A 21,641-nucleotide genomic window follows, 5' to 3' on the forward strand; every position below is an offset into this window, starting at 1 on the left:
AAATCATCACCGGGTGAAAAGGACCCGGGACCTGCTCGGTACGGTCGGTCAGCCGTTCAGACGGAGTTCGACGAGGACAGCCTGCGGCAGCTCGTCGTCCGTGCCCGGATAGATCGGGACGGGCCGGTTGGCCGGCACGTCGTACGTCTTCTCGCCCTCGGGCGTCGAAGCCGTGGCCTCGACCGGGACGTTGCCGGCGCGGACGCCGAACGTGCTCGGCACCTCGAGCGTGAGGAAGCCGCTGGTGCCGATGGTCTTGAAGCAGTACAGATAGCTGTACGGGTCGACGTCGACCATCTGCTCGATCTGGATCTCGGCCGTGGCGCACTGGCCGTCGACGTCGATGTTCTTGCGCTCGGTGAACATGATGTGGCCGTCGCCCTTGAAGACCTTGAGCCCGTACTGCGCGAGGATCTGCTCGCTGCCCGGGTGCACGTAGTCCTCGACCAGTGACGGCGGTTCGTCCGCCGCCTGCGCGAGGTTGCTGGTGACCAGGACGCCCGCGGCGACGGCAACCGTCGCCGCGCCGACCCAGGGAAGGATCCGCATTTTCTTTTACCCCCGTCGATCTATCAAGCCGGGAGCAATTTATCGACTACGGGCTATGGATACAACACCGGGCCCCGTACCGATGCGAAAGCTGAGAGCAAGCTGAGAGAGCCTGAGGGTGTCTCAGGGTTTCGCCGGATCCGATCGGGTGCGTCGACTTCCTAGGCTGAGTGCCGTGACCATCATCGCGACACAGTCGCTCACGAAGACGTACGGCGGCGGGGTGACCGCCTTGAGCGAGCTCACCGTCGACGTCGAAGCGGGCGTGATCGGGCTGGTCGGCGCCAACGGGGCCGGCAAGAGCACGTTTATCAAGATCATGCTGGGCCTGACCGCGCCCACCAGCGGGGACGTGCGAGTGTTCGGGCTCGACCCGGTGACCGAGACCGACCAGGTGCGGGCGCGGGTCGGCTACATGCCTGAGAACGACTGCCTGCCGCCGGACGTGTCGGCCGCCGAGTTCGTGACCCACCTCGGCCGGCTCAGCGGGCTGCCGAAGACGGCCGCGCGTGAACGAGCCTCCGAGGCGCTGCGCCACGTCGGCCTCTACGAGGAGAGGTACCGCCAGATCGGCGGCTACTCGACGGGCATGAAGCAGCGCGTGAAGCTCGCTCAGGCCCTGGTGCACGACCCCGACCTGCTGCTGCTCGACGAGCCCACCAACGGCCTCGACCCGGCCGGCCGCGACGCCATGCTCAGCCTGGTGCACCGCATCGGCAACGAGTTCGGCATCTCCGTGGTCGTCTGCTCCCACCTGCTCGGCGAGGTGGAGCGCATCTGTGACTCGCTGATCGCGATCGAGGCCGGCCGCCTGCTGCGGGCCGACCGGATCTCGGCCATGACGGGCGTCTCCGACGTGCTGGCGGTCGAGGTCAGCGAGGGCACGGACGAGCTGGCCGAGGCGTTGACCCAGCTGCAGCTCACGGTGACCCGCGAGGGCCGCCTGCTGCTGGTGCCGCTCACGGCGCAATCGGACTACGACGCCATCCTGCGTGCCGTGGCGGAGCTCGACCTGCCGTTGCACCGCCTCGACCAGCGACGCCACCGGGTGGCCGAGCTCTTCACCGCGAAGGAGACGGCCGATGTCTGACGCCGGCGTCATCCATGACATCGGGTACCAGCGCTACGAGGGCCCGCGCCTGGGCCGCACCGCGGTGTTCGGCTCGATCTACCAGCACGGGCTGCGCGCCTCGTTCGGGCTGGGCCGCTCGGCCAAGGCCAAGATCTTCCCGTGGCTGGTGGCGGGCATCGTCCTGCTGGTCGCGGTGATCAACGCCGCGGTCAAGGCCCAGGCCAACATCGTGCTGTTCGACTACTTCTCGTTCGACGACACGATGAGCTGGCTGGTGATCTTCTTCGTCGCCATCGTCGCGCCGGAACTGGTCTCCCGGGACATCCGCTCGGGCGTTCTGCCGCTCTACTTCAGCCGCCCGCTGCGCGCCTTCGACTACATCGGGGCCAAGTTCGTCGCGCTCGCCACCGCGGTGTTCCTACTGCTCGGCGTGCCGCAGCTGATCATGTTCCTGGGCGGGGCGTTCACCACCGACGACGGCGCCAAGGGCGTGTGGAACGAGTTCCTCGACCTGGTGCCCGGCTGGGGTTACAGCCTGCTCTGGGCCGTGCTGTTCGCCTCGATCAGCCTGCTGATCGCCTCGGTCACCGGCAAGCGGGCCTTCGCGGCCGGCGGCATCGTCGCCTTCTTCCTGATGACCGCGCCGGTGGTCGGCGTGCTGAGCATCCTGCCGTCCACCACCGCCCAGCACCTGGCCGGCCTGGCCAGTCCGATGTCGCTGCTCGTCGGGGTGCAGTCCTGGCTGCGCGGCCGGAACGACCTGGACCTCGACATCGGCGAGTTCGGCGTGATCTACGGCATCGAGCTGTTCTGCCTGGTCTTCGCGGCCATGCTGTTGTTGCTGGCCCGCTACCGGAAGGTGGCCTCGCTGTGAGCGTCGTCCAACTCGAGAACGTCTCCCGCTGGTACGGCAACGTCGTCGCGGTCAACGACATCAGCATGACCCTGGAACCGGGCGTGACCGGCCTGCTCGGCCCGAACGGCGCCGGCAAGACCACGGTGCTGCACATGATGGCCGGCTTCCTCGCCCCGTCCAAGGGCTCGGTCACCATCGACAACGCGCCGACCTGGCGCAACCCCGGGATCTACCGCACCCTGGGCCTGGTCGCCGAGCGCGAGGCGGTGCACAGCTTCCTCACCGCGTACGAATTCGTGCTGGCCTGCGCCAAGATGCAGAAGCTGCCCGACCCGGCCGCGGCCACCCGGCGGGCCCTCGAGCTGGTCGAGATGACCAGCGCGCAGGACAGGCGGATCGGCACCTTCTCGAAGGGCATGCGCCAGCGCACCCGGGTCGCGGCCTCGCTGGTCCACGAGCCGCAGGTGCTGCTGCTCGACGAGCCCTTCAACGGCATGGACCCGCGCCAGCGCGTGCACATGATGGAACTGCTGCACCGGCTCGGCGACGAGGGACACACCATCCTGTTCAGCTCGCACATCCTCGAGGAGGTCGAGCAGCTCTCGGGCCTGGTCCAGGTGATCGTGGCCGGCCGGCTGGCCGCCTCGGGCGACTACCGGCGCATCCGGCGGCTGATGACCAACCGGCCGCACGTGTTCGCCGTGCAGAGCTCCGACGACCGGCGGCTCGCGGTCGCGCTGATCGGCGAGAAGTCGGTGAGCGGCATCGAGGTCGAGGAGACCGGCCTGACCGTGCGCGCGGCCGACTACGGCAGCTTCACCCGCGCGCTGCCGCGCATCGCCCTCGGCGAGGGCATCCGGCTGCGCAAGGTGCTGCCGTCCGACGAATCCCTGGAGAGCGTCTTCTCCTACCTGCTGGAGGCATGATGTCCACGGTCGCCTACATCACCGCCCGCGGCCTGTTCGGCCGCCGCCGGGTGCTTCTGCTGCTGCCCCTGCCGTTGCTGCTGGTCGGCCTGGCGCTGATCTGCAAGGCGTACGACGTCAGTCCCGACCAGTGGGGTCAGCCGGTCGTCGTGGGGCTCGGCCTGGCCGTCGTGCTGCCGGTCATCTCGCTGATCGTCGGCACCGGCGTGCTCGGCTCCGAAGTCGACGACGGCACGATCGTGCACATCCTGACCAAGCCGCTGGCCCGCCGCGACATCATCCTGGCCAAGCTGCTGGTGGCGGCCGGGGTCAGCGCGGTCACGGCAGCGGTGCCGCTGTTCGTCGTGGGGGCCCTGGCCAACTCCGTGCGCTTCGGCCTGGCCCTCGCGGTCGGCGCGGTGGCCGGCGCCATCGCCTACTCGGCCCTCTTCCTGCTGCTGAGCCTGGTCTCCCGCCGCCCGGTGCTGCTCGGGCTCGCGTACATCCTGGTGTGGGAGGGGTTGCTCGGCCGGTTCGTCAGCGGCACCCGGGTGCTCTCGATCGAGCAGTACGTCATCACGATCGCCGACAAGATCGCGCCGACCGGCATGCTCGACGGCAAGGTCTCGGTGCCCGTCGCCATCGTGATGAGCGTGATCTTCGCCCTGGGCGGGACGATCTACGCGATCAACCGGCTGGGCTCGTTCAGCGTGGCCGGCGAAACCAGCTAGAAATCTTAGTCACTTCTGGCCGATCGGCCTGCTGCGGACAGTGACGGGGATGGCTTGGATTCCCTCATGACGCAGCCCGCGCAAGCACCGCTCGCAGACGTGGAAACGCCGGCCCACCCGCGGCCCAGCCGATGGCCGTGGGTGGCCGGCGTTCTTGTCGTCCTGCTGGCCGCGGCGGGCGTCTACTGGTTCGTGCTGCGGGACGGTGGCGACGCGCAGCAGACCGTGGCCACCACCGGCGGTGAGCTCAACAAGGCGGTCCGGGACGGCACGTTCGCCTTCACCGTCTCGGCCGTCCGCTGCGGCGTGCCCAAGGTCGGCGACGAGTTCGTCGACCTCGAGCCGCAGGGTTCCTACTGCCTGGTCGACGTGCTGGTGAAGAACGGCGGGACGACGCCCGAGTACTTCGACAGCACGTCCCAGAAGGCGTACGACGGGGCGGGCGCCGAGTTCGACACCGACATGCAGGCCGAGGTCTTCGTCAACACCAACGCGCAGAACTTTCTCGATCAGATCAATCCGGGCAGCCAGGTCAAGGGGACGCTGGTCTTCGACGTGCCGTCGGGCACCACCCTCGCGTCGCTGGTGCTGCACGAGTCGTCCTCGTCGCCCGGTGCCCGGATCGCCCTGAAGTAGCCCTACCGGCGCGGCGTGACCTCGACCTGGAAGATAGGCAGCCGGCCGAGCTTGCGGTAGGCATCGAGCGCCGCCGGCGTGCTGTCGACCGACGAGTCCTGCCCCTTCTGGTTGCTCGGCGTCTCGAACTGCACCATCGCCTTGATCCGCGGGAACTCCCGGATCTCGCTGCCCATCCGGCGATAGAACTCGGCCTTGTACCTCGGGTTCCGCTTGGACGACCAGACGCCCCACTCGGCGAGCATGAGCGGCTTGCCGGGATGCCGGTGCGACGCCCAGTTGTAGAACCCGGGCCAGGCCCGCTTGCCCTCGAGCCGGCGGTTGAAGACCTCGGAGAACTGGCCGTGGCCGTAGCCGGGATCGCTGTAGGCGTACGTGTCGAGGCCGATCCAGTCGACCACGTCGTCGCCCGGGTACATCTGGCTGAACCAGCTCTTCTGGGCGTGCGGCACGTAGGTCATGTGCACCAGCACGCTCACGACGTTGTCGGCCCCCCTGGCCCGCAGCCGCTTGATGACGTGCCGGTACATCGCGGCGTAGTCGCGTGCGGTGTAGCCGGAGCCGGCCTTCTCGCGGACGTCGTTCTCACCCTCGTGGTGCACGGCGAAGAAGAACTGCTCGGGGAAGTTCTTCTTGATGTGCGCGGCGAGCCGGTCGATGAAGGCGTCGGTCCGCCGGTCACCCTGGGCGATCCTGGCCCAGGAGGCCGACTCCGGCTTCCAGTTGAGGAACAGGATGCGCCGCTGGCCCGGCTGATGGGCGATCCTGATCTCCTGCTCGGTCGGGAAGAGCTGGCGCGTCCCGCCGTGATAGGCGTGGTAGATCGCCTGGTGCCGGCCGGTCTTGCGCTCGAAGCGGGCCAGGGCCGAGGCGCCGCGGCTCTCGGTGTGCGCGCCGGGCGCGACTCCCCACAGGACACCGCAGGTGGGCACCAGTTTGTGGCCGGTGTAGCAGCGGCCCCCGCGCCGCTGCTGAAGGTCGGGCTGGGTGACGGTCGCGGCCCGGCGGGCCAGCGACGGGCTGGTCGGAGCGGCCGGTGAACCGGGGACGGCAGCGCTGGGCGCCACCACCACCGGCGCGGCCGGGGCCGCCGGCGAGCCGGGCGCCGAGGAGGACGACCGTCGCGCCGGGGCCAGGATGTCCGGGACTCCGGGCTGCTGCGCCGACGGCGACAGCACAGGGACGGACACCGTCGGGTCACCGAACGTCCCGACCGGAAGTCCGATCTGATCCACGCCGCCGGTCCAGGCCCAAGCGAGCGTGGTGGCGACGGAAAGTACGAAGGCCGTGGGAACGGCGGCTATCTGGAGAAGCCGGAAACGGCGGGGACGTGGACTCACGATCAGCCAGTATTGTGACAAAGGTCCGTTTTGTCTAATACCTGACGGGAAATGATGGAGGGGCACCCGTCTCGACCGCGATCAGCGGGACTGAGAAACTGTCCCCTAATCGGCCGCAGGGGGATACGGAAGTGAATGGTTCGGTGCTGCCCGAGGATGTGTTGCGCGACGCCCCGTCGTACACCCCGCACCCGCACGAGCTCGCGGATCTGGAACTCCTGCTCTCCGGCGCGTACGCGCCGCTGACCGGTTTTCTGGGTCGCGCCGATCTCCATGCGCTGCGCCGGCGTGGACGGCTCGCCGACAACACTCCGTGGCCGGTTGCGGTCACTTTGGAGATTCCCGACGACATCGCGACACGGCTGGTCCTGGAGGACCCGCTGCACCGCACGATCGTCCTGACCGACCCCGAGGGCGCGCCGGTGGCCGCGCTCGAGGTGACCGACGCCTGGCCGACGGCCGAGCGCCGCTACGGCGTGGGCGGCACGGTGCGCCCGATGGGCGACGGCGGGCACGGCCCGTTCCAGCGCTTGCGGCGTACGCCCGAAGAGGTTCGGGCCCTGCTGCCACCGGGCCGGGTGCTCGGGGTGATCGCCGACCGGCCACTGCACCGCCCGCAGCTGGCTCAGATCGCGCACGCGGCCCGCACCCTGGGCGCCCATCTGCTGATCATGATTCCGGTCAGCGGTCCCGGCCCCGACGGCCTGCCGCCCGAGGCGCTGGTCCGGGCGATCTTCGCGGCCCGCGACCGGATGCCCCCGGCCACGATCGTCGCCGTCCCGTTGCTGACCCGCGGCGACGAGATGCGCGACGCCCTGCTGCGGGCCCGGGTCGCCGGCTCCTACGGCGTGACCCACGTGCTGTCCACAGGCGACATGCTCTCGGGCGGGAACGTCCGGGTGCTGGTGCCGCGCGATCTCGCGTACGACAACCGTGACGGCCAGTGGCGCGGGCGCGACGACATCCCGCCGCGCAACCGCCGCCTGGCCATGACCCCGGCCGAGGTCGACGACCTGCTCGACCGGGGCTTCCCGCTGCCCGAGTGGCACACTCCCCCGGCCGTGGCCAAGGAGCTGGTCCGCGCCCGGCCGCCCCGGCGCCACCGCGGCCTGGTCGTCTTCTTCACCGGCTATTCCGGCTCGGGCAAGTCGACGATCGCCCGCGGGCTGGCCGACTCCCTGCGCGAGTCCGGCGAACGCACGATCACCCTGCTCGACGGCGACGTGGTGCGCCGCGAGCTCTCGGCCGGGCTGGGCTTCAGCAAGGCCGACCGGGACGCCAACGTCCGGCGGATCGGCTGGGTGGCGGCCGAGGTGGGCCGGCACCGGGGCATGGCCGTCGCCTGCCCCATCGCGCCCTACGAGAACGCGCGGGCCGCTGTCCGGGCCATGGCCGTCGAGGCCGGTGCGGGCTTCGTGCTGGTGCACGTCAACACCCCGCTCGAGGTGTGTGAGCAGCGTGACCGCAAGGGCCTCTACGCCCGGGCCCGGGCCGGTCAGCTGCGCGGCATGACCGGCATCGACGACCCGTACGAGGAGCCCGCGGACGCCGAACTGGCCATCGACACGACGACCATCACGGTCCCCGAGGCCATCGAGATCGTTGTTTCCTATCTCATCGAGCACGGGTGGGTGGAGCCGAAAATCCAGTAAGCCATCACGTCGGCGGGAGTGAGCCGTTTACCCCCTCGGGGGCGAAACGCCCGATTGCATGCACCCTTCTCACTCCACCCCCGAAAGGGCCGCCAACCGATGGAAGCGTCTCGCCCGGCCGATGTCTCGCACTATCTCGGCGTGTTCCGCCGCCACTGGTGGATCGCGCTCCTCGCGACGGGCGCCGGGCTGGGGGCGGGCGCCGGCCTGACCTCGGCCATGCCGAAGGTCTACCAGTCCTCCACCGCCGTGCTCGTGCAGGCCGTCGACCAGGACACCAACGCCCAGGGCGGCCGCACCAAGGGCATGGTCAACCTGGACACCGAAGCCCAGCTGGTCGGCTCGGGCACGGTCGCAGCCAAGGCGGCCGCCCTGCTGCGCAGCCCCCGCTCCCCGGTCGAGCTGGCCCGGGACGTGTCGGTCGAGGTGCCGGCCAACACCACGGTCCTCATGGTCACGTTCAAGGCCGGGAAGCCCGAGGAGGCCCAGGCCGGCTCGCACGCGTTCGCCGAGGCGTACCTGCGCAACCGCGAGGAGACCGCTCAGAACGGCCTGAACCAGCAGATCAAGACACTCTCCGCCAAGATCCGGCAGCTCACCACCACGCTCGGCGGGATCAACGCCCGGCTCGCCCGCGCCACCCGGGGCAGCTCCGACGAGAGCAACCTGATGAGCCTGCGGCAGAACTCGCAGAACCAGCTCAACGGCATGACCGGCAAGCTCAACGAGCTGACCACCACCACGATCGGCGCGGGCAGCATCATCGACGACGCGCGGCTGCCCGACGAGCCGGTCAGTCCCAACCCGATGATCAACCTGGCCACCGGGGGCATGCTCGGCCTGCTGCTCGGGCTCGGCCTGGGATTCCTGCGCGAGCGGTACGACCGCCGGCTGCGCTCAGCCGCCGACGTGCGCGACCGCGGCCGCATGCACGTGCTGGCCGCCCTCGACGAGCGCACCACCCCGCACTTCGACGATGTGCTGCAGCCCTACGGCGCCGGCGGCCGGGTCTTCAACCGGCTGCGCAACGAGGTGCTGGCCACCATGCCCCAGGGCGACCGGATCATCGTGGTCACCGGGGCCAGCCGCGGTTCGGCCAGCACGCTGGTCGCCGCCAACCTGGCCGCTGCCCTGGCCCGTACCGGCAGTGACGTCGTGCTGATCGGCGCGCACCTGCCGGACAGCGTGATCGACGCCGCGCCGCTCGCCCGCATGTTCGGCGTGTCGGCCGTGCCGGGCCTCTCCGACCTGCTGGCGGGCCGGGTCGGCCTGGCGCGCGCGCTCCAGCGCACCCCACGCATTCCCTCGCTGCGGGTCATCACCACGGGCGGCGCGGCCACCGCGGCCGGCCTGATGCAGTCGCAGCGGTTGAAGGACACACTCGAGGCGTTGCGCCGGCAGGGCGGGTACGTGGTGATCGAGGCGCCGTCCACGGCCAGCAGCGCCGACGCGCAGAGCCTGGCCAGCCTGGCCGACGCCGCGATCCTCGCCGTCGAGCTGCGCCGCGCCCGCCGTCCCGCCCTGCTCGACGCGGCCGAGCAGCTTCGCCGCGTCGGCACCCCGCTGCTGGGCGCCGTCGTGCTGCCCCGCCTGTCGAACCTGCGGGCCGCCGAGCCGGTCGGCCCGGCCGTCACCCTGAGCCCGCCGTCGAAGACCCCGTCGCCGGGGCCCCGCCCGGACGAGACCGCGGTGCTCGACCGTGACCTGATGCAGCCCCAGCGCTTCCCGACCAACACCGTGTCGAGCAGCGAGAAGGCCGCCCAATCCGGCCAGCAGGCCCAGCGTGCCCGCGGCGAGCAGGCCACCGAGCTCGGGCAGGTGCGCCAGCGGGTCGCCGACAGCGCCGAGGAGATCACCGCGGTGATCGACATGTCCGGCCTGGACAGCTCCGAGGTCACCCAGACGCAGGACGGCGACAAGAGGTGACCCCGGTGTCCCAGGCCCCGACGGTTGCTGTCGGGGGCCCGGCACACGGCGTGCGCAAGAATCCGGCCCTGCCGGCCTGGCCGGTGGCGAGCATCCTGGCGTTCTACCCGATCTGGTGGGCGCTCGGCCTCGGCGTGCTGATCTTCGCGCTGATGGCCGGGCCGATGCTGTTCCTGCTGATCCGCCGGCGCGCCGCCGGTCGCCTGCTGCGCCTGCCGCCCGGGTTCGCGTGGTGGGTCGTCTTCCTGGTGGCCGTGGTGGTCAGCATCGGCGCGCTCGGCGCCGACCCGGCCGGCACGGTGGCCGGGCACGCCACGGGCCGCCTCCTGCCGGCCGGTTACAAGGCACTGATGTACGTGTCGCTGACCGTCCTATTGGTCTACGCCGGCAACCTGACCGAAGCCGAGCTGCCCAAGCGCCGCCTGGTCAAGCTGCTCGGCTGGCTGTTCGTGGTGACCGTCCTGGGCGGGCTGCTGGGCATGGTGGCCGGGAACTTCGAGTTCACCTCGCCGGTCGAGTGGCTGCTGCCCGGCAGTGTGCGCAACAAGGGCTTCGTCCAGTCCCTGGTCCATCCGTACGCGGCTCAGATCATGGACATCGTCGGCGACAGCCAACCAAGGCCGGCCGCGCCGTGGGGTTACACGAACACGTGGGGCAACAACTTCTGCCTGCTGGCCGGCTGGCTCGTCGTGGCCGCCTGGCAGTACGGCGGCGGCAAGGCGAAATTCTGGGCCGTCGTCTGCCTCGTCGTCTCGGTCGCGCCCGCGGTGTTCTCGCTCAACCGCGGTCTGTGGATCGGCATCGGCGTGCTCGTCGTCTACGTCGCGGTCCGCTACGTGCTCGCCGGCAAGCTGTGGATCCTGGGCGCCGTCGTGGTGGCCGGGGCGCTGCTGGCCGTGTCGCTGGTGGCCACGCCGCTCGGCACGGTCGTCGGCGCGCGTCTCGACAACGGCAAGTCCAACGGCGTGCGCTCGTTCCTCATCGAGCGCGCCCTGGACGGCTTCCAGGGATCCCCGGTGATCGGCTACGGCGGCACGCGCAACACGCTGGGCGGCCGGAACTCCATCACGGTGGGCGAGAGCGCGGGCTGCGAGCGCTGCGGCAACTTCACCGTCGGCGGCAACGGCCAGCTGTGGCAGTTGCTCTTCGCCCACGGCGCGGTGGGCACGGCCGGATATCTGGGCTTTTTCGCGTACGGCCTGTGGCGGTTCCGCCGCGACCGGAGTGCCGTCGGGGTAGCCGCGTCGGGCGCGATCGTCACGTCGTTCTCGGCCATGCTCTGGTACAACTCGCTGGTCACCCCGCTGGCCTTCATGGTTCTGGCGTTTGCGCTGCTCTGGCGCAACTCATCCGAGGGGGAAACGACATGAGTCCGGTGCGGACCGCGCCCGCCGAACTGACCGCGAAGGACGCCGAGCTGCGCACGCGGTACCTGACCGAGGTGCTCGACCTCCTCTACCCGCCACCGTGCCGCACCGACGGCTCACCCGGCACGCCCATCGCCGAGTATCTGGTGGTGCCGGACGCACGCCGCCCCCGGCTGCTCGTGCCGTCGGGCTCGCGCCGGGTGGCCGCCGCCGCCGTCCGCCGGTACGCCGAGCCGCAGTCGCGGGCGGCCCGGCTCAAGCGCGAGGCGGTGGTGGCCGCGGTTCGCACCGGCGCCTCGAATGTGCTGCTGCGCGACCGGGTACGGGTCACCGGGCCGTTCTCGGAGAGCATCGACGGGCACCTGAGCGAGGCGCTCGGCCGGGAGCTGTCGATCAGCGTCCACATCGGACCCGCGCGGGCCAACCGCAAGCCGGTGCTGCAGCTGATCGGGCCGGACGGCGACACGTTCGGCTTCGGCAAGCTCGGCACCGGGCCGCTCACCCGGCAGCTCGTGCGGGCCGAGACGGCGGCGCTGGCCTCGCTGGCCGGCAGCGGGCTGACCAAACTGACCGTGCCCCGGGTGCTGCATTCCGGTCAGTGGCGCGAGCTCGAGGTGCTGGTGCAGTCGGCGCTGCCGGTCTGGCTGCCGCGGGCCCCGCTGAGCCGGCGCCGGCTGGTGGCCGCGATGCTCGACATCGCCGGCTGCTGCGGCTACCGCACGGGCTCCCTCGCCGGCAGCACGTACTGGCACGAGCTGCGCGGACGTCTGGCGGCGGTCAACGACCGGGCCGAGGGCGCCGGGCTCGCGGCCGCGGCCGAGCTGCTCGTGCGGCGGGCCGGCGACATCGTCTTCCGGTACGGCTCGTGGCACGGCGACTGGGCCCCCTGGAACATGGCCAACATCGCCGACACGCTGCTGGTCTGGGACTGGGAGCGGTTCGCCAGCGGGGTGCCGCTGGGCTTCGACGCCGTGCATCACGAGTTGCAGAAGCGCATCCAGGAGACGGCCGACGCCAAGGAAGCAGTCGAGGCGACGGTGCGCGGTGCGGCCGAACTGCTGGCGCCGTTCGGGGTGCCGGTGGACGGCCGCGAGGTGACCGCCCTGCTCTACCTGGTCGACCTGGCCACCCGATACCTGACCGATCGCCAGGCCGAAGCCGGCGCCCGCCTGGGCGTGCTCGGCACCTGGCTGCTGCCGGTGCTGATCCGGCGGGTCGAGGAGCTCTGAGGAGACCAACCATGGACGTACGCAACCTGCCGGCGCCGATGAAACGCGTCGTGCACCTGGGTTCCCGCTCCTACGGCCGGCTGACCGCGCCGGGCCGGATGACGCCGGCCTTCCTGATCTGCGGTGGTCAGCGCTGCGGCACCACCTCGCTCTACCGCGCCCTGGCCGGGCACCCGGTGGTGCTCAAGGCCGTGCTGCACAAGGGCGTGCACTACTTCGACACCAATTACCACCGCGGAATGGCCTGGTACAAGGGCCACTTCCCGCTCCTGCGCAGCGCCGAGAAGGTCGGCGAACGGTACGGGGTGACGCCGCAGACGTTCGAGTCGAGCCCCTACTACATGTACCACCCGCAGGCCGCGGCCCGGATCGCCCGCGACCTGCCGCAGGCCAAGCTGCTCGTGCTGGTGCGCGACCCGGTCGAGCGGGCCTACTCGCAACACCACCACGAGGTCGCCCGCGGCTTCGAGACCGAGCGCGACTTCTCCTCGGCGCTGGCGCTCGAGCCGGCCCGCCTGCACAAGCAGGAGGAGAAGCTGGCCGAGGACCCGGAGTTCTACAGCTTCAGCCACCAGCACCACGCCTACCGGGCGCGCGGCGAGTACGCCCGCTACCTGGGGGTGATGGCTCAGCACGTCGGTCGCGAGCGCATCCACGTGGTGGAGAGCGAGCGGTTCTTCAGCGACCCCGAGCCGGTCTACGACGAGGTGTGCGAATTCCTCGGCCTGCCCAGCTATCTGGAGCGGCCGGCGTTCGAGCGGCACAACGCCCGGCCCCGGCAGAGCGACATGAATCCCGACCTGCGGCGCGAGCTGACCGACTACTACCTGCCTCACGACGAGGCACTCTCGCGCTGGCTGGGGCGCATGCCGGTATGGCGGTCTTAGTGCCTGTTTCGGAACAGGCACTGGACAAACCCGTTGCCGGCACCCGTGGCGCCGCCCGGGGCGGGCTGGCCAACATGGCCGGCTCGGTGCTGGCCGGCGGCGCGGGAGTGGCGGTCACCTGGGTGGTGGCCCGATCGCTCGGCGCCGAACAGGCGGGCGCGTTCTTCGCCGCCACCGCCGTCTTCGTGCTCGTCGGCGGGCTGGCCAAGCTGGGCACCCAGACCGGGCTCGTCTACTGGCCGGCCCGGCTGCGCGCCACCGGCCGGGACCACCTGCTCGGCGCCTGCCTCCGCGCCGGGCTGGGCCCGGTCGTCGTGCTGTCGGCGGTGCTGGCGGTCGCGATGTGGCTGGCTGCCCCGGCGATCGCCGAGGTGACGGCGCGCGAGGCGGCCCACGTGGTCGACGCGCACACGGCGGGACTGCGCGTGCTGGCCGCGTTCCTGCCGTTGCAGGCGATGACCGACGCGCTCCTCACGGCGACCCGCGGCTACCGGGCGATGCGCCCGACGGTGATGCTCGACCGGATTTTGCGCAGCGTGCTGCAGTTGCTTCTGGTGGGTGCGGCCGGCGTGGCCACACTGTGGACGGTCGGCACGCTGCCCGCGTTCGCGCTGGCCTGGGCGGCGCCCTACCTGCCGGTGACGGTGCTTTCGGCGTACGCCCTGCGGAAGGTCTATCGCACGGGCAAACCGCCCGGGGTGACCACCCACCGGGCCGAACGCCGCGAGTTGCGGCGCGAGTTCTGGCGGTTCACCGGCCCGCGCGCCGTAGCCAGCGTGGCCCAGCTGGCTCTGCAGCGCATCGACGTGCTGCTCGTGGCCGCGCTCGGCGGCCTCGCCCCGGCTGCCGTCTACGCCGTCGCGGGCCGGTTCGTCATCCTGATCCAGTTCGCCAACCAGGGCATCTCGCAGTCGGTCCAGCCCCGGCTGGCCGAGGCGCTCGCCGTCGGCGACCGGCGGACCGCGAACCACCTCTACCAGACCGCGACCGGGTGGCTCGTGCTCGTGACCTGGCCGATCACCCTGCTGGTGATCTTCTTCGCGCCGCTCTGGCTGCGGCTGTTCGGCGACCGGTACGCCGCCGAGGGCGCCCCCGTGGTGACCGTGCTGGCCGCCGCGATGCTGGTCGCGACCGGCTGCGGCATGGTCGACATGGTGCTGGCGATGGCCGGGCGCACCTCCTGGAACCTCGTGAACGTGCTGGTCGCGCTGGCCGTCACCGTCGTTCTCGACCTGCTGCTCATCCCGGCCCACGGGGCTCTGGGCGCGGCGATCGGGCTGGCCTGCGCGATGGTCGTCAACAACGTGCTGCCGCTGATCCAGGTGGGGCGGTCGGCCGGGCTGCACCCGTTCGGACCGGGCACGCGGGCGGCCGCGCTGCTGTCGGTCGCCTGTTTCGGCGTACTCCCGTGGGCTCTCACCACCGTGACCGGCCGGACTTTCGCCGTGCTCGCCGCCGTGCCCGTGTTTCTGGCCGGCGCCTGGCTGTTGCGCGTTCCGCTCGCACTGGGCGCGTTCAAACCGAAGAGGAGGACGAGTTGACCACCGACTACACCAAGGTGTTCCAGGACAGCGATGCCGTCGAGAAGTACGAGAACATCACGTACGCGCCGGACAGCTACGCGTCGCAGATCAACGAACGGCAGCAGGACTACCTGCGCACGTTGGTGCGGCGCGAGTTCGGTCCGCTCGCGCCGGTGCAGCACGACTTCGCCTGCGGCACCGGCCGGGCCATCCGCACGCTGCACGGCCTGGTGCGCGAGGCGCACGGCTACGACACGTCGGCCGAGATGATGGCCAAGGCGGCCGAGGTCGGCTCGCGGGCCACCTGGCACCAGGTGGCGGCGGAGGGGCCCGTGCCGCACCCGGAGCCGGCCGGCTTCCCGGCCATCGTGACGATGTTCCGCCTGCTGCTCAACGTGGACGAGACCGTCCGCGACCGGGCCCTGGCCTTCGCCGCCCGCGCGCTGCCCACCGCCGACTCGGGCATCCTGGTCGTCGAGAACCACGGCAACGCCGGTTCCGTACGCCATCTGCGGGCCCGCCGTCACAAGGGCGAGCGCTGGTTCGCCGAACTCTCCCACGAAGAGGTGGCCACCCTGCTCGACCGGCACGGCTTCGTGATCGTCGAGCGCCGCGGCTTCTCGATGATCACGCCGTCGCTGCACGGCAACCCGGTCGCCCGCGCGGCCGACGCGGCCATGCGCCGGATGCCGGGCAGCGACGCGTACGCCGTCAACGTTCTCTACACCGCGCGTCGTGTCCACGCGTAAGCGTTTCGCGGCCGCGCTGATCGCGGCGGTGCTGCTGCTGGCCGGTTGCTCGTTCGGCAAGGACGAGAAGCCGGCCCCGCCGCCGCCCGCGCCCGACCTGACCCGGGCCCCGGGGGCGGTGGCCGTGAACAAGGGCCCGTTCCAGTCCGGCCCGGTCAAGGCGCCCACGCGGGGCGCGCTGTTCGGGGCGTGGATCAAGCCGGACGAGCTCACCCACGTGGGACGGCTGGCGGCGGTCGACAGCCTGCAGGCCGACCTGGGCCGGTCGCTGACCATCGTCAACACGTACCGCCGCTTCGAGCAGATGGTCGGCACCCCGTCGGACAAGGAGTTCCTGGCCCGGGGGGCGACGCTCATGGTGAGCTGGGCGACCGGCGACAACCGGTCCATCCTGGACGGCGAGCACGACGACCTCATCCGCAAGCAGGCCAAGGCCATCCGGAAGATCAGGAAGCCGGTGCTCCTGCGGATGCGCTGGGAGATGGACCGGCCCAACCTGCGCGCGACGATGTGGTCGGGTCCCGACTACATCGCGGCCTGGAAGTACGTACGCGAGATCTTCCGCCAGGAACGGGCGAAGAACGTCTCGTGGGTGTGGTGCCCGACCGCCGAGGGCTTCATCCGCGGCGACGCGCCCGCGTTCTATCCGGGCGACGACCAGGTCGACTGGACGTGCGTCGACGTCTACGCGGGCGAACGCTTCGAACCCATCGGCACCCTGATGGGCCCGTTCCTGACGTGGGCCGCGCAGCGCCCCAAGCCGATCGTCATCGGCGAGTTCGGCGTGGCCCGGGCGTGGGGCTCGGCCGGCCGGGCGGCGTGGCTCAAGGACGCGCGGCGGACGTTCAAGGTGAACCCGCAGATCAAGGCGATCACCTACTTCGAGTCGAACCCCGAGGGCAACGGCCCGAAGAAGCAGTTCCAGCTGACCGGCGACCCCCCGGCTTTCCAGGAGCTCGAGGCGATGGTCAGGGACCCGTACTTCAATCCGTGAGCGGCTCGAGGAACTCGAGCCGGTTGCCATGGTCGTCCTGCGAGTAGAACCGCCGGTGGCCCGGGAAGTGGGGATCCCACTGCACCGGGCGGCCGGCGGTCTCCAGCATCCCGGCCAACTCGTCGAGACCGTTTACGAGCACGCCCGGGTGCGCTCTCGTCTGCGGCACGAAGCTTTCGACCGGGCTGACGTGCACCTCCCAGCCCCCGCCCCGGAACCAGCAGCCGCCGCGAGCCGCCAGCACGGCCGGCTTGGCCAGCTCCGCCATCCCCAGCACGCCACCGTAGAAGGCACGGGCCTGCTCTTCCCCGCCCGGCGGGCACAGCACTTGCACGTGATGCAGACGCTCGAACATGCCACCTATTAAACCGTACGTACGTCTTGCTTTCCAGGCGCGACGATCTGGAGATCGCCGCTTGTCACGGGCACTATTCCGGCAAGTAGGAGCGGGAGCGGGCCCGCTGGGCCGGGGCCTGGGCGAGCAGGCGCAGGGCGTACGGGGCGTCGTGGCGCAGGTAACGGCCGGCCAGGCGGCGGGGCTCGGTGCCGAGGCGGTGGGCCCATTCGAGGCCGGTGCGCTGCATCCAGCGAGGGGCGCGCTCGATGTCGCCGGCCACGAAGTTGACCGCCGCGCCGCAGCCCAGGAACCAGGCCTGGGGCAGGCCGGCCCGCAACCGCGTGATCATGCGCTCCTGCTTGGGATAGCCCAGCCCGACGAAGACCAGGTCGGGGCGGGCGTCGACGACCTTCGCGCAGAAGTCGCCGTACGCCAGCGGGTCCCGGTCGAATCCGAACGGCGGGCAGGCCGTGCCGGCCAGGCGCAGGCCCGGATATGCGGCGAGGAGCTTGTCGGCGGCTCGGGTGGCACCGTCCGGAGTGGAGTCGTCGGTGGCGGGGACGCCGCCGAGCACGTAGATCGAGCGGCCGTCGAGGCCCAGACCGGCCGACAGCGAATGGATGAGGCTGCTGCCCGCCACGCGTTCGGGCAGCGGTGACCCGCTCAGCCTGCTCGCCCAGACCAGCGGCATGCCGTCGGCGACGATCAGGTCGGCGTCGGCCAGGTGGCGACGGCACTCGTCGTCGCGCTGGGCGCGGCGCAGGATGTCGACGTTCGGCGTGAGGATGCGCCCGCCCCGGCCGTGCGCGAGCGCGTCCCGGACGACAGCCACCACCTCGGCCTCGGTGATCCGGTCGATCCCGGTTCCGTCGAGCTGGACCCGGTCGAATGCATCGACTGGCACTTCGACGCCTCCTTCACTGTTGTTGGCTCGTTATACGAGCGAAACGAGCGAAGGTGGGCCAAAGTGGCACGAGTGCTATTTCTGGGTGGATTAGGACGAAGCGGAACAACGCTCGTCGAGCGCCTGCTAGGCGAGCTGCCCGGCGTGTGCGCACTCGGCGAAATCGTGCACCTGTGGCAGCGCGACATCCGCGACGACGAGCGCTGCGGCTGCGGCGCCCGCTTCTCGGCCTGCACGTTCTGGCGCCGGGTCGGGCAGTACGCGTTCGGCGGCTGGCACAACGTCGACGTCGACCGGGTGCACGCGCTGCGCGACGCCGTCGAGCGCACCCGGCACATCCCCCGGCTGGCCACCGCCGTCGAGGCGCCCGACGAGGTGCACGAATACGCGCATTTCTACGCACGGGTGTACGCCGCCGCGGCGGAGGTCGCCGGCGCGCGGGTGGTGGTCGACTCGTCCAAGCACTCGGCGCTGGCCCACGTGCTGCGGTGGGCGCCCGACATCGATCTGCGCGTGGTGCACGTGGTGCGCGATGCCCGCGGAGTGGCGTACTCCTGGACCAAGACGGTGACCCGGCCCGAGACCGACGGCGCCGACGAGATGACCCGCTACTCGCCCGGGCGCTCGGCACTGTTGTGGAACGCTCACAACGCCGCTTTCGGACTACTCGCGAAGCGCGGCGTGGCTGTGCACCGGCTGCGCTACGAGGAGTTCCTGGCCCACCCGCGGGCGGCGCTGTTGTCCGTCGGCGACTTCGCCGGGCTGCGGGTTCAGCCCGAGGATCTGGCGTTCCTGGGCGACGGTTACGCCGACCTGAAGGTCGGGCACAGCGCGGCCGGCAACCCGATGCGGTTCACCGTCGGCCGGCTGCCGCTGCGCCGCGACGACGCCTGGAAACGCTCACTGCCCCGCAATCAGCGGCGCCTGGTCGGCACGGTCTGCGCTCCCATGCTGCGGGCCTACGGATACCCGCTCTCAGTAGAGGAGTCTCGATGAACTGGCCGTCCGTCGGCGTCGTCATCCCCACCCGCAACCGTCCCGAACTGGTCCGCAAGGCGATCGGCGCGGTCCGCGACCAGCGCTACCCGGGCGAGGTCAAGGTGCTGGTGGTCTATGACCAGACCGAGCCCGACTACCTGCTCGCCTCGACCGGGGACGTGCAGGTGCTGGTGCTCACCAACTGGCGCACGTCGGGTCTGGCCGGCGCGCGCAACACCGGCATCCTGGCTCTCGACACCGAGTTCGTGGCGTTCTGCGACGACGACGACCAGTGGCAGCCGGACAAGCTCCGCCGCCAGGTCGCGGCGCTGATGGCCGAGCCCGACGCCGAGTTCGCGACGTGTGCGATCGAGGTCGAGTACGACGGCAAGTGCACACCACGGTTGGCCGGCCGGTCCCGGGTCACCGTCGACGACCTCGCCCGGTCCCGGATGGCCATGCTGCACTCGTCGTCGTTCCTGATCCGCCGGGCGGCGCTCGACAACGACGCGATCGGCCTGGTCGCCGAGGACGCCCCGGGCAGCCAGAACGAGGACTGGGACCTGCTGCTGCGGGCCGCCCGCCGGGCCCCGATCGTGCACCTGGACGAGCCGCTCGTGCGCGTCCTCTGGGGCCGCACCTCGCACTACGCGTACGAGTACGCCACCAAGATCAGCTCCCTGCGCTGGATGATGCAACGGCACCCCGAGATCAGCGGCTGCCGCCCCGGGGCGGCCCGCGTCTACGGTCAGCTGGCCTGCTGGTCGGCCGCCACCGGCAACCGCAGTCAGGCGTGGCAGTTCAGCAAGGAGGCCGTGCGGGCGAATTGGAAGGAACCTCGCACCGCGATCGCCCTTGCGGCGATGACCGGAGCAGTGAAGGTTGAGAACGTTCTCTCAGCTCTCCACAAGCGCGGACGCGGGATCTAACGGATACGCCACTCCGCTCTTTCGGTCACGCCTACTCACAAGGTAGTGTTCGGGCGTGTTCGAATTAGTGCGGTTCCCGGCGGCGGTCCGCTGATGCTCGCGCAGCAGCGACAGGCCGCGATCCTTGACCGAGTCCGGGCCGCCGGCGGCGTCCGGGTGAGCGAGCTCGCCTCGGAATACGGCGTCTCCGACATGACCATCCGCCGCGACCTCGAGTCCCTGGCCGACCGGGGCCTGCTGGCGAAGGTACACGGCGGCGCCACCACCGTGAGCCCGGGCTCGGCCCACGAGCCCGGCTTCGCGGCCAAGAGTGTGCGCCAGCGTGACGAGAAGGCGGCCATGGCGATGCGCGCGGCCGCGCTCGTCTCCCCGGGCGACGCCATCGCGCTGTCGGCCGGCACGACCACCGCCGGCCTCGCCCAGCGCCTGGTCGACGTGCCCTCGCTGACCGTGGTGACCAACTCGATCCCGGTCGCCGACATCTTCTACCGCGCCGGCCGGCCCGACCAGACCGTGGTGTTGACCGGTGGCACCCGCACGCCCTCCGACGCCCTCGTCGGCCCGGTCGCGGTGGCCGCGATCGGCACGCTGCACCTCGACATGCTCTTCCTCGGCGTGCACGGCATGAGCGAACGCGCCGGCTACACGACCCCCAATCTCATGGAGGCCGACGTCAACCGGGCCCTCGTCGAGGCGGCCGAGCGCCTCGTCGTGCTGGCCGACCACACCAAATGGGGCACGGTCGGCATCTCCTCGATCGTCCCGCTCGACCGTGCGGACGTACTGATCACCGATGACGGGCTGGACGAGCCGGCCCGCGCACTTCTGTCCGAGACGGTTCGAGACCTTGTTGTGGTGACTGCGCAATGACCTTCAAGAGCCGCGAGGCGATCCGCCTGTCCGACGGGCGCGAGCTGATCTATTTCAACGAGGAGCCGGCCGACTGGGCGACCTACCCCGACGCCCGGCGCCTGCCGCCTCCGCCGCCCACCTCGCAGCTCCGGTACGACCCGCTGATCGACGAATGGGTGGCCGTCGCCGCGCACCGCCAGACCCGCACGTTCATGCCGCCGGCTGACGCCTGCCCGCTGTGTGCGACCAAGTCGACGTTCGCCGGCGAGATCCCGGCCCCCGACTACGACGTGGTCGTCTTCGAGAATCAGTTCCCGTCCTTCAGCGACCGCGTTCAAGAGGGCGAGATCACCGAGGTCACGGGCCTGGTTCCGGTACGGCCGGGGATCGGCCGGTGCGAGGTCGTGTGCTTCACCAGCGACCACAACAGCTCGTTCGTCGAGCTGCCGCCCTCGCGGGTGCGCACCGTCATCGACGCGCTGGCCGACCGCACCGCCGAGATGTCGCGTCTGCCCGGCGTTGAGCAGGTCTTCCCGTTCGAGAACCGCGGCGTCGAGATCGGCGTGACCCTGCAGCACCCGCACGGGCAGATCTACGCCTTCCCGACCGTGCCGCCGCGCACCAGGCTGATGCTGGCCGCGGCCGGACGCTACCTCGCCCGTACGGGAAATGATCTCTACACCGACGTGCTGGCAGCCGAGCGGGCCGACGGCAACCGGGTGGTCGGCTCCAACGAGCACTGGACGGCGTACGTGCCCGCCGCCGCGCGCTGGCCGTTCGAGGTGCATCTGGCCCCGCACCGCAAGGTGCCCGACCTGCCCGCGCTCTCCGACCAGGAACGCGACGCGTTCGGGCCGCTCTACCTCGACCTGCTGCGCCGCTTCGACGGCCTGTTCGGCCGGCCGATGCCGTACATCTCGGCCTGGCACCAGGCGGTGGTCGGCGCGGGCCGCGAGCTGGGCTACCTGCACCTACAGCTGTTCAGCATCCGCCGCGCCGCCGACAAGCTGAAGTACCTGGCCGGCTCCGAGTCCGCAATGGGCTTCTTCGTGAACGACATAGTCCCCGAAAAAGCCGCCCAACTACTCCGCGAAGCAGCCTGACCCACCCCCCATCCCCCACCCCTTCCCCAACCAAGTCGCACTTCGCCCCGTCGACGTCGAGGACGCCGAAAAGTGCTAGGCGAAGCCGAGGTGCTTTTCGGTGTCCTCGACGTCGACCTCCC

The 21,641-nt window shown here is 70.8% G+C and carries 21 protein-coding genes; 17 read left to right on the plus strand and 4 right to left on the minus strand.

Going from position 1 to position 21,641, the window contains the following annotated elements; all coding sequences use genetic code 11:
- Positions 1–48 precede the first annotated feature (48 nt).
- Entirely contained in the window at positions 49–549 is a 501-nt protein-coding gene (locus KXC43_RS15410; RefSeq protein WP_221376744.1) for a hypothetical protein, read from the minus strand.
- A gap of 175 nt (positions 550–724) precedes the next feature.
- Here KXC43_RS15410 and KXC43_RS15415 point away from each other — a divergent pair, with 175 nt between their 5' ends.
- The 5 genes from KXC43_RS15415 (at position 725) to KXC43_RS15435 (ending at position 4,749) form a co-directional block, all read left to right on the plus strand.
- The gene (locus tag KXC43_RS15415; protein ID WP_221376745.1) at positions 725–1,639 is read left to right on the plus strand and encodes an ABC transporter ATP-binding protein; all 915 of its coding nucleotides are present in this window, start codon (positions 725–727) and stop codon (positions 1,637–1,639) included.
- Positions 1,632–2,495, plus strand: a complete 864-nt coding sequence (locus KXC43_RS15420; RefSeq protein ID WP_221376746.1) for an ABC transporter permease — start codon at positions 1,632–1,634, stop codon at positions 2,493–2,495. Before KXC43_RS15415 ends, KXC43_RS15420 begins: the two co-directional genes overlap by 8 nt.
- The gene (locus KXC43_RS15425) at positions 2,492–3,403 is read left to right on the plus strand and encodes an ABC transporter ATP-binding protein (protein ID WP_308129090.1); all 912 of its coding nucleotides are present in this window, start codon (positions 2,492–2,494) and stop codon (positions 3,401–3,403) included. Before KXC43_RS15420 ends, KXC43_RS15425 begins: the two co-directional genes overlap by 4 nt.
- Entirely contained in the window at positions 3,403–4,113 is a 711-nt protein-coding gene (locus tag KXC43_RS15430) for an ABC transporter permease (RefSeq protein WP_221377094.1), read from the plus strand. The genes KXC43_RS15425 and KXC43_RS15430 overlap by 1 nt, the downstream gene beginning before the upstream one ends.
- A 66-nt stretch (positions 4,114–4,179) precedes the next feature.
- Positions 4,180–4,749: a DUF4352 domain-containing protein gene (locus KXC43_RS15435; RefSeq protein WP_221376747.1), complete on the plus strand. Its 570-nt coding sequence runs from the start codon at positions 4,180–4,182 to the stop codon at positions 4,747–4,749.
- Positions 4,750–4,751: 2 nt separating this feature from the next.
- Here KXC43_RS15435 and KXC43_RS15440 read toward each other — a convergent pair whose 3' ends face one another.
- The gene (locus KXC43_RS15440) at positions 4,752–6,089 is read right to left on the minus strand and encodes a glycoside hydrolase family 26 protein (RefSeq protein WP_221376748.1); all 1,338 of its coding nucleotides are present in this window, start codon (positions 6,087–6,089) and stop codon (positions 4,752–4,754) included.
- 131 nt (positions 6,090–6,220) lie between these two features.
- Here KXC43_RS15440 and cysC point away from each other — a divergent pair, with 131 nt between their 5' ends.
- The 8 genes from cysC (at position 6,221) to KXC43_RS15480 (ending at position 16,416) form a co-directional block, all read left to right on the plus strand.
- A complete protein-coding gene (gene cysC, locus KXC43_RS15445; protein ID WP_221376749.1) occupies positions 6,221–7,741 on the plus strand; it encodes an adenylyl-sulfate kinase in 1,521 nt (506 codons plus the stop codon).
- Positions 7,742–7,840: 99 nt separating this feature from the next.
- Positions 7,841–9,667 carry a GNVR domain-containing protein gene (locus KXC43_RS15450; RefSeq protein WP_221376750.1) on the plus strand — a complete coding sequence of 609 codons (1,827 nt, stop codon included), beginning with the start codon at positions 7,841–7,843 and terminating at the stop codon, positions 9,665–9,667.
- Between the two features lie 5 nt (positions 9,668–9,672).
- Positions 9,673–11,037, plus strand: coding sequence for a hypothetical protein (locus KXC43_RS15455; protein ID WP_308129091.1), 1,365 nt, complete (start codon positions 9,673–9,675; stop codon positions 11,035–11,037).
- Positions 11,034–12,263 (plus strand): hypothetical protein, encoded by a 1,230-nt coding sequence (locus KXC43_RS15460; protein ID WP_221376752.1) that lies wholly within the window; start codon positions 11,034–11,036, stop codon positions 12,261–12,263. Before KXC43_RS15455 ends, KXC43_RS15460 begins: the two co-directional genes overlap by 4 nt.
- A gap of 11 nt (positions 12,264–12,274) precedes the next feature.
- Positions 12,275–13,150 (plus strand): sulfotransferase family protein, encoded by an 876-nt coding sequence (locus KXC43_RS15465; protein ID WP_221376753.1) that lies wholly within the window; start codon positions 12,275–12,277, stop codon positions 13,148–13,150.
- Positions 13,150–14,691 carry a lipopolysaccharide biosynthesis protein gene (locus KXC43_RS15470; protein WP_308129092.1) on the plus strand — a complete coding sequence of 514 codons (1,542 nt, stop codon included), beginning with the start codon at positions 13,150–13,152 and terminating at the stop codon, positions 14,689–14,691. The genes KXC43_RS15465 and KXC43_RS15470 overlap by 1 nt, the downstream gene beginning before the upstream one ends.
- On the plus strand, positions 14,688–15,422 hold the full coding sequence (locus tag KXC43_RS15475; RefSeq protein ID WP_221376755.1) for a class I SAM-dependent methyltransferase: 735 nt from the start codon (positions 14,688–14,690) through the stop codon (positions 15,420–15,422). The genes KXC43_RS15470 and KXC43_RS15475 overlap by 4 nt, the downstream gene beginning before the upstream one ends.
- Entirely contained in the window at positions 15,409–16,416 is a 1,008-nt protein-coding gene (locus tag KXC43_RS15480; protein ID WP_308129093.1) for a glycosyl hydrolase, read from the plus strand. Before KXC43_RS15475 ends, KXC43_RS15480 begins: the two co-directional genes overlap by 14 nt.
- Here the strand turns inward: KXC43_RS15480 and KXC43_RS15485 are convergent.
- Positions 16,406–16,771, minus strand: coding sequence for a VOC family protein (locus KXC43_RS15485; protein WP_221376756.1), 366 nt, complete (start codon positions 16,769–16,771; stop codon positions 16,406–16,408). The two genes, KXC43_RS15480 and KXC43_RS15485, sit on opposite strands and share 11 nt — an antisense overlap.
- 73 nt (positions 16,772–16,844) lie before the next feature.
- Entirely contained in the window at positions 16,845–17,657 is an 813-nt protein-coding gene (locus tag KXC43_RS15490) for a WecB/TagA/CpsF family glycosyltransferase (RefSeq protein WP_221376757.1), read from the minus strand.
- A 63-nt stretch (positions 17,658–17,720) separates the two neighbouring features.
- Here KXC43_RS15490 and KXC43_RS15495 point away from each other — a divergent pair, with 63 nt between their 5' ends.
- The 4 genes from KXC43_RS15495 to galT all read left to right on the plus strand — a co-directional run bounded on the left by KXC43_RS15495 (position 17,721) and on the right by galT (position 21,519).
- Complete coding sequence (locus KXC43_RS15495) at positions 17,721–18,653, plus strand: sulfotransferase (RefSeq protein ID WP_221376758.1); 933 nt, start codon at positions 17,721–17,723, stop codon at positions 18,651–18,653.
- Positions 18,650–19,564 carry a glycosyltransferase family 2 protein gene (locus tag KXC43_RS15500; RefSeq protein ID WP_221376759.1) on the plus strand — a complete coding sequence of 305 codons (915 nt, stop codon included), beginning with the start codon at positions 18,650–18,652 and terminating at the stop codon, positions 19,562–19,564. Before KXC43_RS15495 ends, KXC43_RS15500 begins: the two co-directional genes overlap by 4 nt.
- Positions 19,565–19,657: 93 nt before the next feature.
- Complete coding sequence (locus KXC43_RS15505; protein ID WP_221376760.1) at positions 19,658–20,434, plus strand: DeoR/GlpR family DNA-binding transcription regulator; 777 nt, start codon at positions 19,658–19,660, stop codon at positions 20,432–20,434.
- Complete coding sequence (gene galT, locus KXC43_RS15510; RefSeq protein ID WP_221376761.1) at positions 20,431–21,519, plus strand: galactose-1-phosphate uridylyltransferase; 1,089 nt, start codon at positions 20,431–20,433, stop codon at positions 21,517–21,519. The genes KXC43_RS15505 and galT overlap by 4 nt, the downstream gene beginning before the upstream one ends.
- Positions 21,520–21,641 lie beyond the last annotated feature (122 nt).

The organism is Paractinoplanes polyasparticus (assembly GCF_019710575.1).
GTDB classification, from domain to species: Bacteria; Actinomycetota; Actinomycetes; order Mycobacteriales; family Micromonosporaceae; genus Actinoplanes; species Actinoplanes polyasparticus.

Bases quoted from the DNA above. Each gene is read 5' to 3' on its own strand.
- KXC43_RS15465 (WP_221376753.1), top strand. From the start codon at position 12,275: ATGGACGTACGCAACCTGCCGGCGCCGATGAAACGCGTCGTGCACCTG.
- KXC43_RS15435 (WP_221376747.1), top strand. From the start codon at position 4,180: ATGACGCAGCCCGCGCAAGCACCGCTCGCAGACGTGGAAACGCCGGCC.
- KXC43_RS15500 (WP_221376759.1), top strand. From the start codon at position 18,650: ATGAACTGGCCGTCCGTCGGCGTCGTCATCCCCACCCGCAACCGTCCC.
- KXC43_RS15505 (WP_221376760.1), top strand. From the start codon at position 19,658: ATGCTCGCGCAGCAGCGACAGGCCGCGATCCTTGACCGAGTCCGGGCC.
- KXC43_RS15420 (WP_221376746.1), top strand. From the start codon at position 1,632: ATGTCTGACGCCGGCGTCATCCATGACATCGGGTACCAGCGCTACGAG.
- KXC43_RS15460 (WP_221376752.1), top strand. From the start codon at position 11,034: ATGAGTCCGGTGCGGACCGCGCCCGCCGAACTGACCGCGAAGGACGCC.
- galT (WP_221376761.1), top strand. From the start codon at position 20,431: ATGACCTTCAAGAGCCGCGAGGCGATCCGCCTGTCCGACGGGCGCGAG.
- KXC43_RS15450 (WP_221376750.1), top strand. From the start codon at position 7,841: ATGGAAGCGTCTCGCCCGGCCGATGTCTCGCACTATCTCGGCGTGTTC.
- KXC43_RS15485 (WP_221376756.1), bottom strand. From the start codon at position 16,771: ATGTTCGAGCGTCTGCATCACGTGCAAGTGCTGTGCCCGCCGGGCGGG.
- KXC43_RS15410 (WP_221376744.1), bottom strand. From the start codon at position 549: ATGCGGATCCTTCCCTGGGTCGGCGCGGCGACGGTTGCCGTCGCCGCG.
- KXC43_RS15430 (WP_221377094.1), top strand. From the start codon at position 3,403: ATGTCCACGGTCGCCTACATCACCGCCCGCGGCCTGTTCGGCCGCCGC.